The organism is Afipia massiliensis (assembly GCF_001006325.2).
Lineage (GTDB): Bacteria > Pseudomonadota > Alphaproteobacteria > Rhizobiales > Xanthobacteraceae > Afipia > Afipia massiliensis_A.
Genome location: NZ_LBIA02000001.1, coordinates 945,027 through 964,058, shown reverse-complemented (window position 1 = coordinate 964,058; position 19,032 = coordinate 945,027). Strand labels below are relative to the sequence as shown.

Here is a 19,032-nt window from a genome sequence, read left to right as displayed (position 1 = left end):
AATTGAATACGTCTGCCGGCGATGTGTCGGCAACAGGGTGGAGTATGGGTCCCCGCTTTCGCGGGGACGACATCTCTCTCCTTGCGACTGTCGCTATTCTAGTTCACGATCGCCTGCGCGACCGGCTTGCCGTTCATCCGCAGATGCATCGCGCAGCCGCAGCCCGGCGGATGCTTTGCCAGCGGCAGCGTTGCGACATCGTCTTCGGTCTCGGCCAGCATCTCGCGCGACGGAATGTAGTTGAGGATCGGCGCGAGCCAGCGCTCCATCTCCCCGACCGACATGCCTTTGCGTTCGGCATAATCCTCGACCTGATCCTGTTCAATCTTGCCGACGCCGAAGTAATAACTCTCCGGATGGCTGAAATAGAGCCCCGAGACGGACGAGCCCGGCCACATCGCAAAGCTCTCTGTCAGCGTCACACCTGCGGTGCGCTCCGCATCGAGCAGCTTGAACAGTGTCGCCTTCTCGGTGTGGTCCGGCTGTGCGGGATAACCCGGCGCGGGGCGGATGCCGGCATACTGTTCGAGGATCAATTCGTCGGTCTTCAACGCTTCATCCGGCGCATAGCCCCAGAATTCCTTGCGCACGCGCTGATGCATCCGTTCGGCAAAGGCTTCCGCCAGACGATCCGCCAGCGCCTTCACCAGAATCGACGAGTAGTCGTCATTGGCGTTTTTGAAGCGATCCGCGACGACATCCTCGCCGATGCCCGCCGTGACCACGAACATGCCGATGTAATCCGGCACGCCGCTTGCGATCGGTGCGATGAAATCCGACAGCGCGACGTTCCTGCGGCCTTCGCGCTTCTCCAGCTGCTGGCGCAGCGTGTGCAGCGTGGTCAGCGGCTTGGTGCGGGCTTCGTTGCTGTAGAGAACGATGTCGTCGCCCTCTGCATTGGCCGGCCAGAAGCCGATGGTGGCGCTGGCCTTGAACCAGTTTTCCTTGACGATCCGGTCGAGCATCTTGCGCGCGTCGTTATACAGCGACCGCGCAACCTCGCCGACCTTCGGATCGTCGAGAATCGCAGGATATCGCCCGCTCAGTTCCCAGGTCTGGAAGAACGGCGTCCAGTCAATGTACTCGGCCAGTTCCGCCAGCGAATAATCGCTGAAGCTCTTGATGCCGATGAACGCCGGTTTCTTCGGCTGGGTCTTGGACCAGTCGATCACGTGCGCGTTGGCGCGCGCGGCCTCGAGCTTGAGCCGCTTCTTGTCCTGCTGCGCCTTGAAATGCGCTGCTGAAATCTTGGCGTAGTCGGCGCGAACCTCGCGGGTGTATTCCTCGCGCTTCTCGGGCGACATCAGCGACGAGGCAACGCCGACGGCGCGGCTGGCGTCGTTGACGTGGATCACCGGGCCGCGCTTGTAGGCGGGATCGATCTTCACGGCGGTATGGACGCGGCTGGTGGTTGCGCCGCCGATCATCAGCGGAAGATCGAGGCCGAGGCGCTCAAGTTCGGCGGCCATGAAGGCCATTTCATCGAGCGAGGGCGTGATCAGCCCGGACAGGCCGATGATGTCGACCCTTTCGGCCTTCGCGGTCTCGATGATCTTGGTGGCCGGCACCATGACGCCGAGATCGATCACCTCGAAATTGTTGCACTGGAGCACGATGCCCACAATGTTCTTGCCGATGTCGTGCACATCGCCTTTCACGGTGGCGAGCAGAATCTTGCCGGCGGAGCTGCGCCCGTCGCCGGCAATGCCGTTGGCGAGGTTGCGCGCCTTCTCTTCTTCCATGAACGGCATCAGATAGGCGACCGCCTGCTTCATCACGCGCGCGGACTTCACCACCTGCGGCAGGAACATCTTGCCCGCGCCGAACAGATCGCCGACGACGTTCATGCCGTCCATCAGCGGGCCTTCGATCACGTGCAGCGGCCGCTCGACCGTGAGGCGCGCAGCCTCGGTGTCGGCGTCGATATACTCGGTGATGCCGTTGACCAGCGCGTGGCTCAGGCGCTTTTCGACCGGCCACTCGCGCCAGGCGAGATCCTGTTCCTTGACCTGCTTGCCCTTGCCGCGGAATTTTTCCGCCAGCTCCAGCAGCCGCTCCGGCGCGCCGGGATCGCGATTGAGGATGACGTCTTCGCAAACCTGCCGCAGTTCGGGATCGATGTCGTCATAAATGACCATCTGCCCGGCATTGACGATGCCCATGTCCATGCCGGCCTTGATGGCGTGATACAGGAACACCGAATGCATCGCCTCGCGCACCGGCTCATTGCCGCGGAACGAGAACGACAGGTTCGAGACGCCGCCGGAAATATGCGCATGCGGCAGGTTCTGCCGGATCCAGCGCGTGGCCTCGATGAAATCGACGCCGTAATTGTTGTGCTCCTCAAGGCCGGTCGCGATGGCGAAGATGTTGGGATCGAAGATGATGTCCTGCGGCGGGAAATCGAGCTTTTCGATCAGCAGGTCGTAGGCGCGCTTGCAGATCTCGATCTTGCGCTGGAACGTATCGGCCTGTCCGACCTCGTCGAAGGCCATCACCACCACGGCGGCGCCATGGCGGCGTGCGATGGTGGCTTCGTGCAGGAATTTCTCCTCGCCTTCCTTCATGGAAATCGAATTGACGATGGGCTTGCCCTGAACGCATTTCAGGCCGGCCTCGATCACGTCGAACTTCGACGAGTCGACCATCACCGGAACCTTGGCGATGTCCGGCTCCGAGGCGACCAGATTAAGAAAGTCGATCATCGCCTGCTTGGAGTCGAGCAGGCCTTCGTCCATGTTGATGTCGATGACCTGCGCGCCGTTCTCGACCTGATCGCGCGCCACCTGAAGTGCTGCGGTGTAATCGCCTTCCTTGATCAGCTTGCGGAAACGGGCCGAGCCGGTGACGTTGGTGCGCTCGCCGACGTTGACGAACGGGATGTCGGAGGTGAGGTTGAACGGCTCAAGGCCCGACAACCGCAGCAGCGGCGGAATTTCCGGCACGATGCGCGGCTTGTGCGGCGCGCAGGCTTTGGCGATCGCCGCGATGTGATCCGGCGTGGTGCCGCAGCAACCGCCGACCACGTTGACCAGACGGGCCTGCGCGAACTCGCCGACCAGCCGCGCCATGTATTCGGGTGACTCATCATACTGGCCGAACTCGTTCGGCAAGCCCGCGTTCGGATAGGCGCAGACCAGCGCATCGGCGACGCGGCCGATGTCGGCGATGTGCGCGCGCAGGTCTTCCGCACCGAGTGCACAGTTGAAGCCGATGGTGATCGGGTTGGCGTGCTGCACCGAGTACCAGAACGCTTCCGGCAACTGGCCGGAGAGAAGCCGTCCCGACTTGTCGGTGATGGTGCCGGAAATCATCACCGGCACATGGATGCCGCGCGCCTCGGAGATTTCAGCGATGGCGTAGAGCGCAGCCTTGGCGTTGAGGGTGTCGAAGATGGTTTCGACCAGCAGCAGATCAGCGCCGCCGTCGAGAAGTCCGTTGATCTGTTCGCTGTAGGCGATGCGCAGGTCATCGAACGTCACCGCGCGGAATCCGGGATTGCCGACATCCGGCGAGATCGAGGCGGTGCGGTTGGTCGGGCCGAGCGCGCCGGCGACGAAACGCGGTTTGCCGTCCTTCGCCGTGGCGCGGTTGGCGGCGTTGCGCGCCAGCTTTGCGCCCTCGAGGTTCATCTCGTAGGCGATGGTCGTGAGGTCGTAGTCCGCCTGCGCAATCGAGGTCGATGAGAACGTGTTGGTCGCCACGATGTCCGCGCCCGCGTCGAGATAGGCGAAATGGATGTCCTCGATCGCCTGCGGCTGGGTCAGGATCAACAGATCGTTGTTGCCGCGCAGGTCGCGGTGGAAATCCTTGAATCGTTCGCCACGGAAGGCGGCTTCATCGAACTGCAGGCCCTGGATCATGGTGCCCATCGCGCCGTCGAGCACGAGGATGCGTTCGCGGGCAAGCGCGCGGAATTGGTCGGCGGTCGGAGATGTTTTCACGGTCATGGGATCACGCAGCTTTCTGCGCACCGTTGGGACGAATTCCCAAAAGGTGGCTGATGGCGAACACAAGATCCGCACGGTTCATCGTATAAAAATGAAAATTCTCGACGCCGTGCTTGGCGAGCTTCTGCACCTGGCCGGCGGCGACTGTCGCTGCCACAAGCTTGCGGGTTTCGGCATCGTCATCGAGGCCTTCGAATTTGTCAGCCAGCCAGGACGGCACGGTCGTGCCCGCGCGGGTGACGAAATTGCGCGCCTGCTTGAAGTTGTGCATCGGCATGATGCCCGGCACCACCGGAATGTCGATGCCACGCGCGCGCACGCGGTCGAGGTAGCGAAAATACAGATCGTTGTCGAAGAACACCTGGGTGATGGCGCGGCTTGCGCCCGCGTCCACCTTGGCTTTCAGCGCGTCGATATCGGCATCGAAGTCAGCGCTCTCGGGATGCTTTTCCGGATAGGCCGACACCGTGACGTCGATATCGGGATAACGCTTCTTGATGCTGGCGACGAGGTCGGCCGATGTTTGGTAGCCGTCCGGGTGAGCAGCGTAAGCCGTGCCGATACCGGTGGTGGGATCGCCGCGCAATGCCACGATGTGACGGACGCCGACCTCATGATAGCGCGCGACGACGTCGTCGATGTCCGCCTTGGTCGCCGCGACACAAGTGAGATGGGCTGCGGGTGTGAGCTTGGTCTCAGAGAGGATGCGCGCGATGGTCGAATGGGTGCGCTCGCGGGTCGAGCCGCCAGCGCCGTACGTCACCGAAACGAAGTTCGGCGTCAGCGGCGCAAGCCGGTTGATGACCTCCCAGAGGTTGTGCTCCATCTCTTCGGTCTTCGGCGGAAAGAACTCGAAGGAAATCGCCGGACGTTTTTGCCCCTGCGATCCGGTCGGGGCGGATGTTTCGCTCGTCACGCTTCTCAACTCCACATGTCGTAAGGCGGTGCGCGGGCCAAAATGGGCTGCGGCCTCCGCGGCGCGGTGCGCCTTCATTCCGCCCTTTGGGCCGGACCTCGTCACCGTTTCGCCTTTACGGGCCAAAATAAGCGAAACCAGCCATTTCCGACAGCCCATCCACCGGACATTTCGTATGGGAAATTGCCCACTATGGCTACTTTACTAGCAGGAACTTGCCGTCCAGCGGAGCGCTAATGGCAAAGAATCCGGCCATTTTTGTCGAATTTCCAGCTTATTCAACGATTTTCAGGCCAAATTCGCCAAGCGACAGTGGGCAGATATCTGTAGATTTGATTAATCTGTCATATAGTTGCCCACACGCCTCCAGCAACCCGGCTGGGTGACATGCGCGCCAGCAGTTTGACGGGTGCCTGCGAGTCACTAGCTTGGGCCGCATGACCCCGCTTTCCATCCTCGACCTTTCGGTCGTCGCCACCGGCACCAGGCCTTCCCAGTCGCTGCGCAACAGCATCGATCTGGCGCAGCATGCCGACCGTCTCGGTTACACGCGCTACTGGCTGGCGGAGCATCACAGTCTCGCCTCGGTGGCATCGCCCGCGCCCGAGATCATGATCGGACAGATCGCAGCGGCGACGCAGCGCATTCGCGTCGGCTCCGGCGGCGTGATGCTGCCGAACCACGCGCCGCTGATGGTCGCGGAGCGTTTCAAGATGCTGGAGGCGCTGTTTCCGGGCCGCATTGATCTCGGACTCGGCCGTGCGCCCGGCACCGATCAAACCACCATGCATGCGCTGCGCCAGCGGTTCGATCCGCGCGGCGGCGATGACTTCATCGAACGCCTGATCGAACTGACGTTGTGGGAAACGCGCAACTTCCCTGAGGGGCATCCATATCACAACGTGATCGCCATGCCGGACGATGCGCCGCTGCCGCCGATCTGGCTGCTCGGGTCGAGCGACTACAGCGCGCAACTCTCAGCGCAGGTCGGCATGGGCTTCGCGTTCGCGCATCATTTCGCCTCGCACGACGCAGCCGATGCGATGATTCATTATCGCGCACACTTCAAGCCGTCGCACTGGCGCACTAACCCGCATGCTATTCTGGCGATTGCCGTGATCATGGCAGAGACGGATGAAGAAGCGGATCGGTTGGCGTCGTCGGCCGATCTGAATCGGTTGCTGCGCGACCGCGGGCAATATCGTCCGTTGCCGAGCATCGAGGAGGCGCAGGCCTATCCGTATTCCGACGCCGAACGCGCCAGCATTGCGCGCAACCGCTCGCGGCTGTTCGTCGGCTCACCGCAGACCGTGACGCAGAACATCTCGCCGCTGATCGAGGCCAGCAAGCCCGATGAGGTGATGGTGATCACGGCGACGTACGATCACGACGCGCGCAAGCGCTCGTACAGCCTGCTGGCGGACGCGTTCGGTATCGGCAAGCAGGCGGCGGCCTAGTTAGCCTTATTCCGCACCCTTTTCCGTGAACGCGACGCGGAACGGATGGGCCGGATAAACGCCGACGATCCGCAGTTCCTTTGAGAAGAATTTCAGTTCTTCCAGCGCATAGGCGAGGTTCTTGTCGTCGGGATGGCCGTCGACATCGGCATAGAACTGCGTGGCGAAGAAATTGCCTTCCACCATGTAGCTTTCCAGCTTGGTCATGTTGACGCCGTTGGTGGCGAAGCCGCCCATCGCCTTGTACAGCGCGGCGGGAAGGTTGCGCACGCGGAACACGAATGTCGTGACCAAGGGACCGGAGCCTTGTTCGGCCCAGAGTTGCTCGCGCGCCAGGATCACGAAACGCGTAGTGTTGTGATCTTCGTCCTCGATGTCTTCGGCGAGGATATCGAGGCCGTAGATGTCGGCGGCGAGACGCGAGGCGATCGCTGCACGGCTCTTGTCGCCGTGTTCGGCGACGATGCGCGCCGCGCCTGCGGTGTCGCCTGAAACGATCGGCTTGATGCCGAGCTTGCGGATGATGCGGCGGCATTGCCCGATGGCATGCACATGGCTCTCGACGGACTTGATGTCCGAGATCTTGGTGCCGCGCGGCGCCATCAACTGATGACGGATCGGCAGAAACCATTCGCCGACAATAAAAAGCCCCGACTGCGGCAGCAGGTGGTGAATGTCGGCGACTCGGCCGGCCACCGAATTCTCGATCGGAATCATGCCGAGGCTGGCTTCGCCCGACGAAATTGCCGCCAGCGCGTCCTCGAAGGTCGCGCAGGGCAGCGGCGTGGCGTCCGGGAAGGCTTCCTGAATCGCGATGTGCGAATTGGCGCCGGGTTCGCCCTGAAAGGCGATTTTCATCGATTTGGTCATGATGCCTTGCCTGCCAGCATTTGCCGTGCGGTCTCGAGATCGTGAGGCGTATCGACGCCCAGCGGCACCGTGTCAACCACCGTGACGTCGATCCGCATGCCGGCTTCGAGCGCCCGCAACTGTTCGAGCTTTTCGCGGGTCTCGAGCGGTGAGGGCGGCAGGGCGACAAACCGCGCCAGGGCCTGCCTGCGATAGGCGTAGAGCCCGATGTGGTGATAGCGCGGACCTTCGCCATGAGGCGCGGTCGCCCGCGTAAAATACAGCGCCCGCAGCCGGGTTGCGTTGACCGGCGATCCGACGACTTTCACCACGTTCGGATTGGTGTGTTCCTCGTCCTTTCGGATCACAGCGGCCAGCGTGGCGATATCGACGCTGGGGTCGGCAAGCGGTGCCAGCACCGCGCGAATATCCTCGGGCGCGATGGTCGGCAGATCGCCCTGAACATTAATGACGGTGTCGATCTGTCCCGCGCCATCGATGGTCTGGAGCGCCTCGAAGATCCGGTCTGACCCCGAGGGATGATCCGCGCGGGTCATGACGGCTTCGCCGCCAGATTTTTTCACCGCTTGCGCGATTTCCGGCGCGTCGGTTGCGACGATCACCCGTCCGATTCGCGCAACTTCCGCCCGGCGCAGGACGTGGACGATCATCGGCAGGCCGCCGATGTCGAGCAGCGGCTTTCCCGGCAGCCGGGTTGCGGCCATGCGGGCGGGAATCAGCACCAAAGCGCGGGTTTCTCTCATTGGGGGCGTGGGGCTCGGACGACCAAATTGGTGAGGAAATGACGGGCGTTTTCAAGGGGTCGCGCGTTTATACGGGTTGCCAGAAGGCAGGCAAACCGTTATCTCGATCCCGCTACCTGTATTGCGCTGCACGCCTGTTCCCGGTAGCAATTCATGGCCGTTTCATGCGGCCAACGTATCGACTTTCCGGCTAGGGCCTGATCGCAAATGGACTCCTTCGAACTCAACAAGATCATGGGCGCAGTGCTTGGCACCTGCCTCGTTCTGCTGGCGACCAACATGGCTGCCAATGCGATTTTCTCGCCGAAGAAGCCGGAAAAGCCCGGTTTTGAAATCGCGGTGAAGGAGGCTGAAGGCGCCGGTGCGGCTGCCGCGGCAGCGCCGAGCGAGCCGATCGAAAAGCTGCTTCAGACGGCCTCGGTCGAGAAGGGCACAGCGGCCGCAAAGAAGTGCGCGGCCTGCCACACCTTTGAAAAGAACGGCGCGAACAAGGTCGGCCCGAACCTCTATGGCCTCATTGACGACGAGATCGGCCACGGTCGTGGCGGGTTCAACTTCTCCGCTGCCATGAAGAGCAAGGGCGGCAAGTGGACCTACGACGCCCTCAACAAGTTCATCGCCAGCCCGAAGGGCTACGTCCCCGGCACCGCGATGGGCTTCGCCGGCATCAGCAAGGACAGCGAGCGGGCGGACCTGATCGCCTACCTGCGCACGCTGGCCGATACTCCTGTGCCGCTGCCGACCGCGAGCAAGTGAGCTTTCGGCGCGTGACCGAAATTTAATCCGAAAACGGCCAGGTTCGCCTGGCCGTTTTGCGTTGCAATTGCTGCTGTTTTCGAGCCGGACATTTCGCCGCAAAGAACGCGCCGCAACGGGCTGGCATCACATCCAAAAACCGACATAATCGGCCAAGACGTTGCCAGGGCAGCCCTTTTCGACCAGCAACAGGAACATTCAATTTGAGCATTTCCCGACGCGGCCTCCTCCAGAGCAGTGCTTTTGTTGCAGCGGTCCCGATGCTGAAGGCGGCGGGGCTGGATGCTGTCGCTCCTGCTCAGGCCCAAACGCAAGCCGCGCCGGAATGGAAACATGCCCTGTCGCTGTTCGGCGACATCAAGTACCCCGCCGACTTCAAGCGTTTCGACTACGTCAATCCGGATGCGCCAAAGGGCGGCATCGCGCGGCAGATTTCAATCGGCACCTTCGACAATTTCAACTTCGTGGTGGCGGGCGTCAAAGGCTCGATCGCGCCGGCGGTGATGTCGATGTACGAATCGCTGACCACGCAGTCGCTAGACGAAGCCAGCACCAAGTATGGATTGCTGGCCGAGGCTGCGATGCATCCCGACGATCATTCCTGGGTAACGTATCGCCTGCGCAAGGAAGCGCGCTGGCATGACGGCAAGCCGGTCACTCCGGAGGATGTGCTGTTCTCGCTGGAAGCGCTGAAGAAGCACAGCCCCTTCTACTCGGCGTACTACAAGCACGTCATCAAGGCAGAGAAGGTCGGTTCGCACGAGATCAAGTTCACGTTCGATGCACCGGGCAATCGTGAACTGCCGAGCATCGTCGGCGAACTGGTGGTTCTGCCGAAGCACTGGTGGGAGGGCACCGACAGCCAGGGCCGCAAGCGCGACGTCGGCGCAACCACGCTCGAGAAGCCGCTTGGCTCGGGACCATACACGATCAAGGATTTTGTCGCCGGCCGCTCCGTGACCATGGAGCGGGTGAAGACCTACTGGGGCGTCAACACCCCGGTGCGCGTCGGCCAGCAGAACTTCGATGAAATGCGTTACGAGTTTTTCCGCGATGCGACCGTGTCGCTCGAAGCCTTCAAGGCCGATCAGGCGGACTGGACTGTCGAATCCTCGGCCAAGAGTTGGGCCACCGCCTATGATTTTCCGGCGGTGAAGGAAAAGCGCGTGGTGCTCGAAGAGTTTCCGATCAACGACTCCGGGCGCATGCAGGGCTTTGCCTTCAACATTCGCCGCGAACTGTTCGCCGACAAGCGGGTGCGCCGCGCCTTCAACTATGCATTCGATTTCGAGGAGATGAACAAGCAGCTGTTCTATGGCAAGTACAAGCGCATCAACAGCTACTTCGAAGGTACCGAACTGGCCAGTTCAGGCGTTCCGGTGCAGAAGGAATTCGAGATTCTCAAGGAGGTCTACGGCGAGATTCCGCCGGAGGTGATCGCCAAGCCCTACGAGAATCCCGTCGGCGGTGAGCCGGAGAAGGTGCGCGACAATCTTCGCAACGCGACGCGGCTTTTGAGAGAAGCAGGCTATGAGGTGCGCGACGGCAAGCTGGTTAAAAAGGACGGCGCGCCGGTCGCGGTGGAATTCCTGCTCGACAATCCGTCCTTCGAGCGCATCGTGCTGTTCTACAAGCCGTCGCTGGAGCGACTCGGGATCACCGTCACCGTCCGCACCGTCGACGATGCGCAATACCAGAACCGGGTGCGCAATTTCGACTACGACATTATTTCGGATGTCTGGGGGCAGTCGCTGTCGCCCGGCAACGAGCAGCGCGATTTCTGGGGGACGCCGGCTGCCGATGCGCCGGGCTCGCGCAACACCGTCGGCATCAAGAACCCGGTGATCGACAAGCTGATCGACAAGATCATCTATGCCGCGGATCGCGAAACGCTGGTCGCTGCGACCAAGGCGCTCGATCGCGTGCTGCTCTGGCACTATTACGTGGTGCCGCAGTTCACTTACGGGTTCATGCGGTACGCGCGCTGGGATCGCTTCAGCCACGCGCCGCTGCCGAAATACGGCCGGTCCGGTCTGCCGTCGCTGTGGTGGTTCGACAAGGACAAAGCCGACAAGATCGGCAGGCGTTCTTGACCGGCCTTTCGCGGCGGCGTGTTCTCGTTCTCGGCGGCAGCGCTGTGGCCGCAGCATGGACACCGCTCGCGGCAGCGGCTCAATCCGCTGTCGAGACCGCTCCTGAAACCCACGGCATGTCGGCGTTCGGCGACCTGAAGTACCCGGCGGATTTTAAGAACTTCGACTACGTTAATGTCGGTGCGCCCAAGGGCGGCGTGTTTTCGACCGTCCCATCATCGCGCGCCTATAACCAGTCGTTCCACACGTTCAATTCGCTGAATAGCTTCATCCTCAGGGGCGACGGCGCGGCCGGCATGGGGCAGACGTTCGCATCGCTGATGGTGCGCTCAGGCGATGAGCCTGATGCGATGTACGGTCTCGTCGCCCGTTCGGTGCGGATTTCACCTGACAAGCTCACCTACCGGTTTACGCTGCGGCCGGAAGCACGCTTCCATGACGGCACGAAAATCACGGCGAAGGATGTTGCGTTCTCCCTGACGATCCTGAAGGAGAAGGGGCATCCCATCATCCAGCAGCAGTTGCGCGACATGACGAAGGTGGAAGCCAACGATGACGCCACGCTGACGGTGACCTTCGCGGCGCAGCGCGGCCGCGACGTGCCGTTGTATACCGCCGGACTGCCGATTTTCTCGAAGGCTTATTACGACAAGAAGCCTTTCGAGGAATCCACCCTCGATATTCCGCTTGGCTCAGGACCTTACAAGGTCGGCCGATTCGAGGTGGGGCGGTATATCGAATACGACCGCGTCAAGGACTGGTGGGCGAAGGATCTGCCGGTGTCGCGCGGGGCGTTCAATTTCGACGCCGTGCGTTACGAGTTCTATCGCGACCGCGACGTTGCGTTCGAAGGTTTCACCGGCCGGAACTATCTCTACCGCGAGGAGTTCACCGCGCGGATCTGGAACACACGTTACGATTTCCCCGCCATCAAGGACGGCCGCGTCAAGCAGGAGAAGCTACCCGACGACACGCCGTCGGGAGCACAGGGTTGGTTCCTGAATACGCGGCGCGCGCAGTTCAAAGACCCGCGCGTACGTGAGGCCATGATCCAGGCGTTCGATTTCGAATGGACCAACAAGACCATCATGTACAGCGCCTATGCGCGCACCCAGTCGCCGTTCCAGAACTCCGACCTGATGGCGGAAGGACCGCCTTCGCCGGAAGAACTCAAGCTGCTGGAGCCGTTTCGCGGGCAGGTGCCTGACGAGGTGTTCGGCGCGCCGTTCGTGCCGCCGGTGTCCGACGGATCGGGGCAGGACCGCTCACTGCTGCGTAAGGCGTCGCAACTGTTGCAGGACGCGGGATACCCCATCAAGGATGGCAAGCGACGGCTGCCGACCGGCGATGCGTTCCGCGTCGAATTTCTGCTCGAAGAACCCGCATTTCAGGCTCATCACGCGCCTTACATCAAAAATCTGGGCGTGCTCGGCATCGACGCCAGCGTGCGGCTGGTCGATCCGGTGCAGTTTCGCTCCCGCGTGGACGATTTCGATTTCGACGTCGCGATCCAGCGCTTCAGCATGTCATCCACGCCGGGCGATGCGATGCGGACGTTCTTCTCGTCGCAGGTCGCGGACATCAAGGGATCGCAGAATCTGTCCGGCATCAAGAATCCCGCCATCGACGCGCTGATCGAGCGCATCGTCGCCGCCGACAACCGCGACGAGCTGCGCATCGCCTGCCGGGCGTTCGACCGCGTGTTCCGCGCGGGGCGATACTGGGTGCCGCAATGGTATTCGGCCAGCCATCGCATTGCCTATTGGGACGTCTTCGCCCATCCTCCGAACATTCCGCGTTATGCCAACGGCGTCGGCACGCCGGACCTGTGGTGGTTCGATGAGGCGAAAGCCAAAAAACCTGAACAGACCAAGCCTGAACAAGCCAAGCCCCAACAGACCAAGCCCGAGCAGGCGAAATAGTCCATGAGCGCGTATATCGCCCGCCGCATCCTGCTGATGATCCCCACATTGCTGGGCATCCTGTTCGTGTCGTTCGTCGTGGTGCAGTTCGCGCCGGGCGGCCCGGTGGAGCGGGTGATCGCGCAATTGTCCGGCTCAGATACCGGCGCAAGCTCGCGCATTTCGGGATCGTCCAGCGGTGACTTCGCGTCGCGTCCGCAGGCTGGCGCGGGGTCCGACGCCGTTAGTTCGAAATACCGGGGCGCGCAGGGGCTCGATCCGGAGTTCGTCAAGAGCCTCGAAAAGCAGTTTGGCTTCGACAAGCCCGCGCCCGAGCGTTTCGCGCTGATGCTGTGGAATTTCGCCCGCTTCGATTTCGGCAAAAGCTATTTCCGCGACGTCAGCGTGATTCAACTGATTAAGGAGAAGCTGCCGGTCTCGATGTCGCTCGGCATCTGGATGACGCTGCTGACCTATCTGATTTCGATCCCGCTCGGCATTCGCAAGGCGATCCAGGACGGCTCGAAATTCGATACCTGGACATCGGGCATCATCATCATCGGCTTCGCGATCCCGGGCTTCCTGTTCGCGATCCTGCTGATCATCCTGTTCGCGGGAGGCTCGTTCTTCGACATCTTCCCCTTGCGCGGACTGACCTCGGACGGCTGGTCGCAAATGCCGTGGTACCAGAAGATCACCGATTACTTCTGGCACCTCACGTTGCCGCTGATCTCGATGGCGCTCGGCGCGTTTGCCACGATGACGCTGCTGACCAAGAACTCATTCCTCGACGAGATCCGCAAGCAGTACGTCATGACCGCGCGCGCCAAGGGCTGCAGCGAGCGCCAGGTGCTGTACGGGCATATTTTTCGCAACGCCATGCTGATCGTGATCGCCGGCTTCCCGAGCGCCTTCATCCATGCGTTCTTCTCGGGATCGCTTCTGATCGAGACCATCTTTTCGCTTGATGGCCTGGGCCTGCTCGGTTTCGAGAGTGTGCTCAATCGCGATTATCCGGTGGTGTTCGGCACGCTGTTCATCTTTTCGCTGGTCGGTCTGGTGGTCAATCTGATCTCGGATCTCGCCTATATGTGGATCGATCCGCGGATCGACTTCGAGGCGCGCGAGGTATGACCGTCGCTCCCGCACCGCCGGTCGAGACCACGGCATTGTCGCCGATGGGCGAAGCCGTACCGCCCTCGCGGCATCCGCTCGGCATATCGCCGCTCAACCAGCGGCGCTGGCGCAATTTCAAATCCAACCGGCGCGGCTACTGGTCGTTCTGGATTTTCTCGCTGCTGTTTCTGATTTCGCTGTTCGCGGAGCTGATCGCCAACGATCGCCCGTTTCTGATCAAGTTCGACGGCAAGCTGTTTTTTCCCGCTTTCGTCTCCTATCCAGAAACGGCCTTCGGCGGCGACTTCGAGACCGCCGCGGATTACCGCGATCCGTACTTGCAGAAGCTGATCAAGGAAAAGAACGGCACGATTCTCTGGCCGCTGATCCGTTACTCCTACGGCACGCACAATCTCGATCTGCCGACTCCCGCGCCGTCGAAACCGACGTGGATGCTGACTGAAGAGCAATGCAAGGCCGTGGTGGAGAAGAAGGGCGTGCGAGGCTGCCGCGATCTCGAATACAACTGGCTCGGCACCGACGATCAGGGCCGTGACGTGGTCGCGCGCCTGATTTACGGCTTCCGCATTTCGGTGCTGTTCGGTCTGACGCTGACGATCATCTCATCGGTGATCGGTATCGCAGCCGGAGGCATCCAGGGCTATTTCGGCGGCTGGGTCGATCTGCTGTTTCAGCGTTTCATCGAGGTATGGACCGCGATTCCATCGCTGTATCTGTTGCTGATCCTGTCGTCGGTGCTGGTGCCCGGATTCTTTGTGCTGCTCGGGATCCTGCTGCTGTTCTCATGGGTGTCGCTGGTCGGCCTTGTGCGCGCGGAATTTCTGCGCGGGCGCAACTTCGAGTATATTCAGGCCGCGCGCGCGCTCGGTGTCTCGAACCGCACCATCATGTTCCGGCACCTGCTGCCGAACGCCATGGTGGCGACCATGACCTTCCTGCCGTTCATCGTGTCGTCGTCCGTGATGACGCTGACGGCGCTGGATTTCCTCGGCTTCGGTCTGCCGCCCGGTTCGCCGTCGCTGGGCGAACTGCTGTCGCAGGGCAAGGCGAACGTGCAGGCGCCATGGCTCGGATTCACCGGGTTCTTTTCGGTCGCGATCATGCTGTCGCTCCTGATCTTTATCGGCGAAGGTGTGCGCGACGCCTTCGATCCGCGCAAGACGTTCAGGTGAGGGCTAGTATGTTGGACACAATCAACCAGCCTCTGCTTGATGTCCGCGATCTGTCGGTGGCTTTCCGCCAGAGCGGGACCGAGAGCATTGCGGTCGACAAAATCTCGTTCTCGATCGATCGCGGACAATGCGTCGCGCTGGTCGGCGAATCCGGTTCAGGAAAATCCGTCAGCGCACTGTCGGTGCTGAAGCTGTTGCCGTATCCGACGGCGCACCATCCGACCGGCAGCATTCGCTTCAAGGGACAGGAACTGCTCGGCCTCAGCGAGAACGAGATTCGTGGCATTCGCGGCAACGACATCTCGATCATCTTTCAGGAGCCGATGACGTCGCTCAATCCGCTGCACACCATCGAGGCGCAGATCGGCGAGGTGATCTATCTGCACAGCGGCGTGCGCGGTGCGATGGCGCGGGCGCGAACGCTGGAACTGCTGACGCAGGTCGGTATTCCCGAGCCCGAAACACGTCTCGCCAGCTATCCGCATCAGCTCTCCGGTGGTCAGCGGCAGCGCGTAATGATAGCCATGGCGCTGGCGAATGAGCCGGATCTGCTGATCGCCGACGAGCCGACCACGGCGCTCGACGTCACCGTGCAGGCGCAAATTCTGAAACTGCTCGCGGACATTCGCGCGCGGCTCGGCATGAGCATGTTGTTCATCACCCATGATCTCGGGATCGTGCGGCGCATTGCCGATACGGTCTGCGTGATGAACAACGGCAAGATCGTCGAGCAGGGGCCGGTGGAGCAGGTGTTCACGGCGGCTCAGCATCCCTACACCAAGGCATTGCTGGCAGCGGAGCCGAAGCCGGATCCCGCGCCGCCACGGCCGGAGTCCCCGGTCGTGATGTCGTCCGAGGATCTGAAGGTCTGGTTTCCGATCAAGCGCGGATTGCTGCGCAAGACGGTCGGGCACATCAAGGCGGTCGACGGCGTCAGCGTGTCGGTGCGCCAGGGCGAAACCCTCGGCGTCGTCGGCGAGTCCGGTTCGGGCAAGACCACGCTTGGCCTCGCCCTCCTGCGCCTGATTTCGTCAAACGGGCCGATCGTGTTTCTCGGCAAGGACATTCAGGGGCTGAAGTTCAAGGAAATGCGCCCGGTCCGCCGCGACATGCAGATCGTGTTTCAGGATCCGTTTGGCGCGCTCAGCCCGCGCATGTCGGTCGGCGATATTATTGCCGAGGGACTTGGTGTGCATCAGCCGTCTCTGAAAGAGGACGAGCGCGAGGCGCGGGTGATCAAGGCGCTGAAGGAAGTCGGGCTCGACCCGGCGACGCGCTTCCGCTATCCGCACGAATTCTCCGGCGGCCAGCGCCAGCGCATCAGCATTGCGCGCGCGGTGGTGCTCGAGCCGAATTTCGTGGTGCTGGACGAGCCGACCAGCGCGCTCGACATGCTGTTTCAGGCCCAGATGGTCGATCTGCTGCGCGACCTGCAGCGCAAGCGCGACCTGACCTACATGTTCATTTCGCATGACCTGCGGGTGGTGGCGTCGCTTGCGAGCAACCTGATTGTGATGCGCCACGGCAAGGTGGTCGAGCAGGGCGCTGCGGCGGACCTGTTCAAGAATCCGCAGACCGACTACACGCGCGCGCTGTTCGCTGCGGCCTTCAACATCGAAGCTGCGCCGAACATTGTACCGGATTTGTAAATTCTTCTAGCTCAGCCGTCTGATGCTGGTCACCTCGCTGCCGGCGGCCTTGATGCGCGTGATGGCGGCCTGCGTCGGCTCGATAGCGGTGGCCATGTGATGCGCGTTGGCGTGGACGATGGTGGTGCTGTCGCGCACGATGGCCACGTGCCCCTTCCAGAAAATCAGGTCGCCGCGTTTGAGGTCGTGCCATTGCGACGGCGGCAGTACCGTTCCCAATGCTGCTTCCTGCATGTCGCTGTCGCGCGGCGAAGTGATGCCGGCCGAACGAAGCGACGTTTGCACAAGGCCTGAACAGTCGATGCCAAGGCTCGTTCGGCCACCCCAGAGATACGGCGTTCCGGCGAAGCGCTCGGCGACGGCGACAAAGTCCGCCTCGGTAGTGTCGAGTGGAGCGACATGGTGCACAGGCAGGTAGTGCCGCTGGCTGGTGATGGCGAAGGTGCCATCGATCTTGACGACTTCAATGCGCGCGCCGAGCGGCAGGCTCTCGACCGGCGGGAGTTTGATCGACGGGCCCGGAAAGGCGAACGTGCGCAGCGCCGTGACTTTATGCGTTGGCGTCGTACGCGGCTGCACTAGCGCGATATCGGGAATCCAGCCGACATAGCCGTCGGCTTTGAGTTGCCCCCAGGCCCATCCTTCCGCATCGCGATCATAGACCATGACGCGCTCGCCCTTCAGCGCCTCAGTATCGAGCGCCGCATCGTGCGACGGTTCGCGCCGGACTGGCACGACGGGATCGAACACCTCAAACTCGATGCCTTCGACGAATCGCGCGGCCGTCACTTTGCCTTCGAGATGTTTCGCGGCGAGATCGGGCCGCGCCGGAGTGAGCCTTGGATCAAGTTTTGATTCAGCCATAGCGCTCGCTCAGAAGCTTGTAGATCGCACGCGCGGCCTGGCATTCGCCGCCCTCGGGACGGGCGGGCTTTGCTGACGGCGTCCAGCCGTAAATATCAACATGAAGCCAGCTCTTGGCGCTGTCGACGAAGCGCTTCAGGAACAGCGCGCAGGTGATCGATCCGGCGAACGCCCCGCCGGGTGCATTGTTGAGGTTCGCGGTTTTGGAATCCAGCCAGGAATCGTAAGGCATCCACAGCGGCATGCGCCAGAGCGGATCGTTCTCGGTGCGGGCATGGCGTGCGACGTCCGCCGCAAGAGTCTCATCGTTGGTGTAGAACGGCGGCAGGTCCGGCCCCAGCGCGACGCGCGCCGCGCCTGTCAATGTGCCGAGGTCGATCAGCAGGTCGGGTTTCTCCTCGTCGGCCAATGCCAGCGCATCGGCCAGCACGAGGCGCCCTTCAGCGTCGGTGTTGCCGATCTCGACATTGACGCCCTTGCGCGACGGAAAGATATCGAGCGGTCGAAATGCATTCCCTGCGACTGAATTTTCGACAGCGGGAATCAGGACCCGCAGGCGAACCTTGAGCTTCGCATCCATGATCATCTGCGCGAGCGCGAGCACATTGGCTGCGCCGCCCATGTCCTTCTTCATGATCAGCATGCCGCTGGAAGGCTTCAAATCGAGGCCGCCGGTGTCGAAGCAAACGCCTTTGCCCACCAATGTCACTTTTGGATGCGATACGTCGCCCCACGTGATGTCGATCAGGCGCGGTGCGCGGGTCGAGGCCATGCCGACGGCATGGATCAGCGGAAAGTTCTGCTTCAGCAGGTCGTCGCCGACGATGCAGGTGTAGGTCGCGCCGAATTTTCCGGCGAGCGCCTGTGCGGCCTGCGCGAGTTCATCCGGGCCCATGTCGTTGGCGGGCGTGTTGATCAGATCGCGCGCCAGCGCTGCCGCTTCCGCCATCCGCGTGATCTCGGTCATGTCGACATCGCCGGGCGGGACCAGCCGCGCGCCGGGAACATCGTTCTTGCGATAGCGATTGAACCGGTAGCTGCCGAGCGCGAAGGCCAGTGCCGCGAGCCGCGTGTCGTGCGGGGCGTTGGCGAAGCTGTAAGTGCCCGCCGGCAGCAGGCCGGGCAATTGCCCTGGCCGGAACGGGTCGCGCCACTCGCTGGACGAATCCTCGATGCCGAACAGGACATGGGCGAGCGATCCGTCGTCCGCCGGCAATGCGAGATACTGGCCGGGCTTTGCCGTGAAAGTGTTGGCTGCGGCGAACCGCCGGGCGGTCGCCGGAAGCGTGGCGCTGACGGCGTCCCAGGTCGATTTCGAGGCGAAGGTAATGGGGACGGGACGGGCGTCAGTGGAATTTTTGAAAGCAGGGTGCATGGGCTTCCCAGATGGCGGCGGGGCGAGGCGATAGACGTTACTATAGCAGCGCGGCGCACGCGCGCGGCAGGCTCAAGACAGTGTTTTGCATGCTCTTTTGGCGAGAGGCGGCGACCGTCCTGATCGGGGCAGGCCCGTGGGTTAACCGG

General features: G+C 62.1%; 13 protein-coding genes. 7 read left to right on the top strand and 6 right to left on the bottom strand.

Annotated features, from left to right (window positions below; genetic code table 11):
* Positions 1 to 98 precede the first annotated feature (98 nt).
* Together metH and metF are read right to left on the bottom strand one after the other, a co-directional pair.
* The gene (gene metH / locus YH63_RS04500; RefSeq protein WP_046828642.1) at positions 99 to 3,950 is read right to left on the bottom strand and encodes a methionine synthase; all 3,852 of its coding nucleotides are present in this window, start codon (positions 3,948 to 3,950) and stop codon (positions 99 to 101) included.
* A gap of 4 nt (positions 3,951 to 3,954) precedes the next feature.
* Complete coding sequence (gene metF, locus YH63_RS04495; RefSeq protein WP_046829757.1) at positions 3,955 to 4,866, bottom strand: methylenetetrahydrofolate reductase [NAD(P)H]; 912 nt, start codon at positions 4,864 to 4,866, stop codon at positions 3,955 to 3,957.
* A gap of 437 nt (positions 4,867 to 5,303) precedes the next feature.
* On the opposite strand from metF, the gene YH63_RS04490 reads away from it, so the two are divergent.
* A complete protein-coding gene (locus YH63_RS04490; RefSeq protein WP_046828643.1) occupies positions 5,304 to 6,323 on the top strand; it encodes an LLM class flavin-dependent oxidoreductase in 1,020 nt (339 codons plus the stop codon).
* A gap of 6 nt (positions 6,324 to 6,329) precedes the next feature.
* Here YH63_RS04490 and YH63_RS04485 read toward each other — a convergent pair whose 3' ends face one another.
* On the bottom strand, positions 6,330 to 7,193 hold the full coding sequence (locus YH63_RS04485) for a prephenate dehydratase (protein WP_046828644.1): 864 nt from the start codon (positions 7,191 to 7,193) through the stop codon (positions 6,330 to 6,332).
* Positions 7,190 to 7,936: a 3-deoxy-manno-octulosonate cytidylyltransferase gene (locus YH63_RS04480; protein ID WP_046828645.1), complete on the bottom strand. Its 747-nt coding sequence runs from the start codon at positions 7,934 to 7,936 to the stop codon at positions 7,190 to 7,192. The genes YH63_RS04485 and YH63_RS04480 overlap by 4 nt, the downstream gene beginning before the upstream one ends.
* Positions 7,937 to 8,143: 207 nt before the next feature.
* Here YH63_RS04480 and YH63_RS04475 point away from each other — a divergent pair, with 207 nt between their 5' ends.
* From YH63_RS04475 to YH63_RS04450, 6 genes are all read left to right on the top strand, one after another.
* The gene (locus YH63_RS04475; protein WP_046828646.1) at positions 8,144 to 8,692 is read left to right on the top strand and encodes a c-type cytochrome; all 549 of its coding nucleotides are present in this window, start codon (positions 8,144 to 8,146) and stop codon (positions 8,690 to 8,692) included.
* Positions 8,693 to 8,895: 203 nt separating this feature from the next.
* Entirely contained in the window at positions 8,896 to 10,785 is a 1,890-nt protein-coding gene (locus tag YH63_RS04470; protein WP_046828647.1) for an extracellular solute-binding protein, read from the top strand.
* Positions 10,782 to 12,707 (top strand): extracellular solute-binding protein, encoded by a 1,926-nt coding sequence (locus YH63_RS04465; RefSeq protein ID WP_046828648.1) that lies wholly within the window; start codon positions 10,782 to 10,784, stop codon positions 12,705 to 12,707. The genes YH63_RS04470 and YH63_RS04465 overlap by 4 nt, the downstream gene beginning before the upstream one ends.
* 3 nt (positions 12,708 to 12,710) lie before the next feature.
* Positions 12,711 to 13,820, top strand: coding sequence for a microcin C ABC transporter permease YejB (locus tag YH63_RS04460; protein ID WP_046828649.1), 1,110 nt, complete (start codon positions 12,711 to 12,713; stop codon positions 13,818 to 13,820).
* Positions 13,817 to 14,995 (top strand): ABC transporter permease, encoded by a 1,179-nt coding sequence (locus YH63_RS04455; RefSeq protein WP_046828650.1) that lies wholly within the window; start codon positions 13,817 to 13,819, stop codon positions 14,993 to 14,995. The genes YH63_RS04460 and YH63_RS04455 overlap by 4 nt, the downstream gene beginning before the upstream one ends.
* 11 nt (positions 14,996 to 15,006) lie before the next feature.
* Positions 15,007 to 16,644, top strand: coding sequence for an ABC transporter ATP-binding protein (locus YH63_RS04450; protein ID WP_170978733.1), 1,638 nt, complete (start codon positions 15,007 to 15,009; stop codon positions 16,642 to 16,644).
* A 6-nt stretch (positions 16,645 to 16,650) separates the two neighbouring features.
* Here the strand turns inward: YH63_RS04450 and YH63_RS04445 are convergent, their stop codons facing one another.
* Complete coding sequence (locus YH63_RS04445; RefSeq protein ID WP_046828652.1) at positions 16,651 to 17,508, bottom strand: C40 family peptidase; 858 nt, start codon at positions 17,506 to 17,508, stop codon at positions 16,651 to 16,653.
* Entirely contained in the window at positions 17,501 to 18,883 is a 1,383-nt protein-coding gene (locus tag YH63_RS04440) for a leucyl aminopeptidase family protein (RefSeq protein WP_046828653.1), read from the bottom strand. Before YH63_RS04440 ends, YH63_RS04445 begins: the two co-directional genes overlap by 8 nt.
* Between the last annotated feature and the right edge of the window lie 149 nt (positions 18,884 to 19,032).

Excerpts from the sequence above, each read along its gene's own strand:
- YH63_RS04460 (WP_046828649.1), top strand. The coding sequence starts at position 12,711 with ATGAGCGCGTATATCGCCCGCCGCATCCTGCTGATGATCCCCACATTG.
- YH63_RS04440 (WP_046828653.1), bottom strand. The coding sequence starts at position 18,883 with ATGCACCCTGCTTTCAAAAATTCCACTGACGCCCGTCCCGTCCCCATT.
- metH (WP_046828642.1), bottom strand. The coding sequence starts at position 3,950 with ATGACCGTGAAAACATCTCCGACCGCCGACCAATTCCGCGCGCTTGCC.
- YH63_RS04490 (WP_046828643.1), top strand. The coding sequence starts at position 5,304 with ATGACCCCGCTTTCCATCCTCGACCTTTCGGTCGTCGCCACCGGCACC.
- YH63_RS04485 (WP_046828644.1), bottom strand. The coding sequence starts at position 7,193 with ATGACCAAATCGATGAAAATCGCCTTTCAGGGCGAACCCGGCGCCAAT.
- YH63_RS04475 (WP_046828646.1), top strand. The coding sequence starts at position 8,144 with ATGGACTCCTTCGAACTCAACAAGATCATGGGCGCAGTGCTTGGCACC.
- YH63_RS04455 (WP_046828650.1), top strand. The coding sequence starts at position 13,817 with ATGACCGTCGCTCCCGCACCGCCGGTCGAGACCACGGCATTGTCGCCG.
- YH63_RS04480 (WP_046828645.1), bottom strand. The coding sequence starts at position 7,936 with ATGAGAGAAACCCGCGCTTTGGTGCTGATTCCCGCCCGCATGGCCGCA.
- YH63_RS04445 (WP_046828652.1), bottom strand. The coding sequence starts at position 17,508 with ATGGCTGAATCAAAACTTGATCCAAGGCTCACTCCGGCGCGGCCCGAT.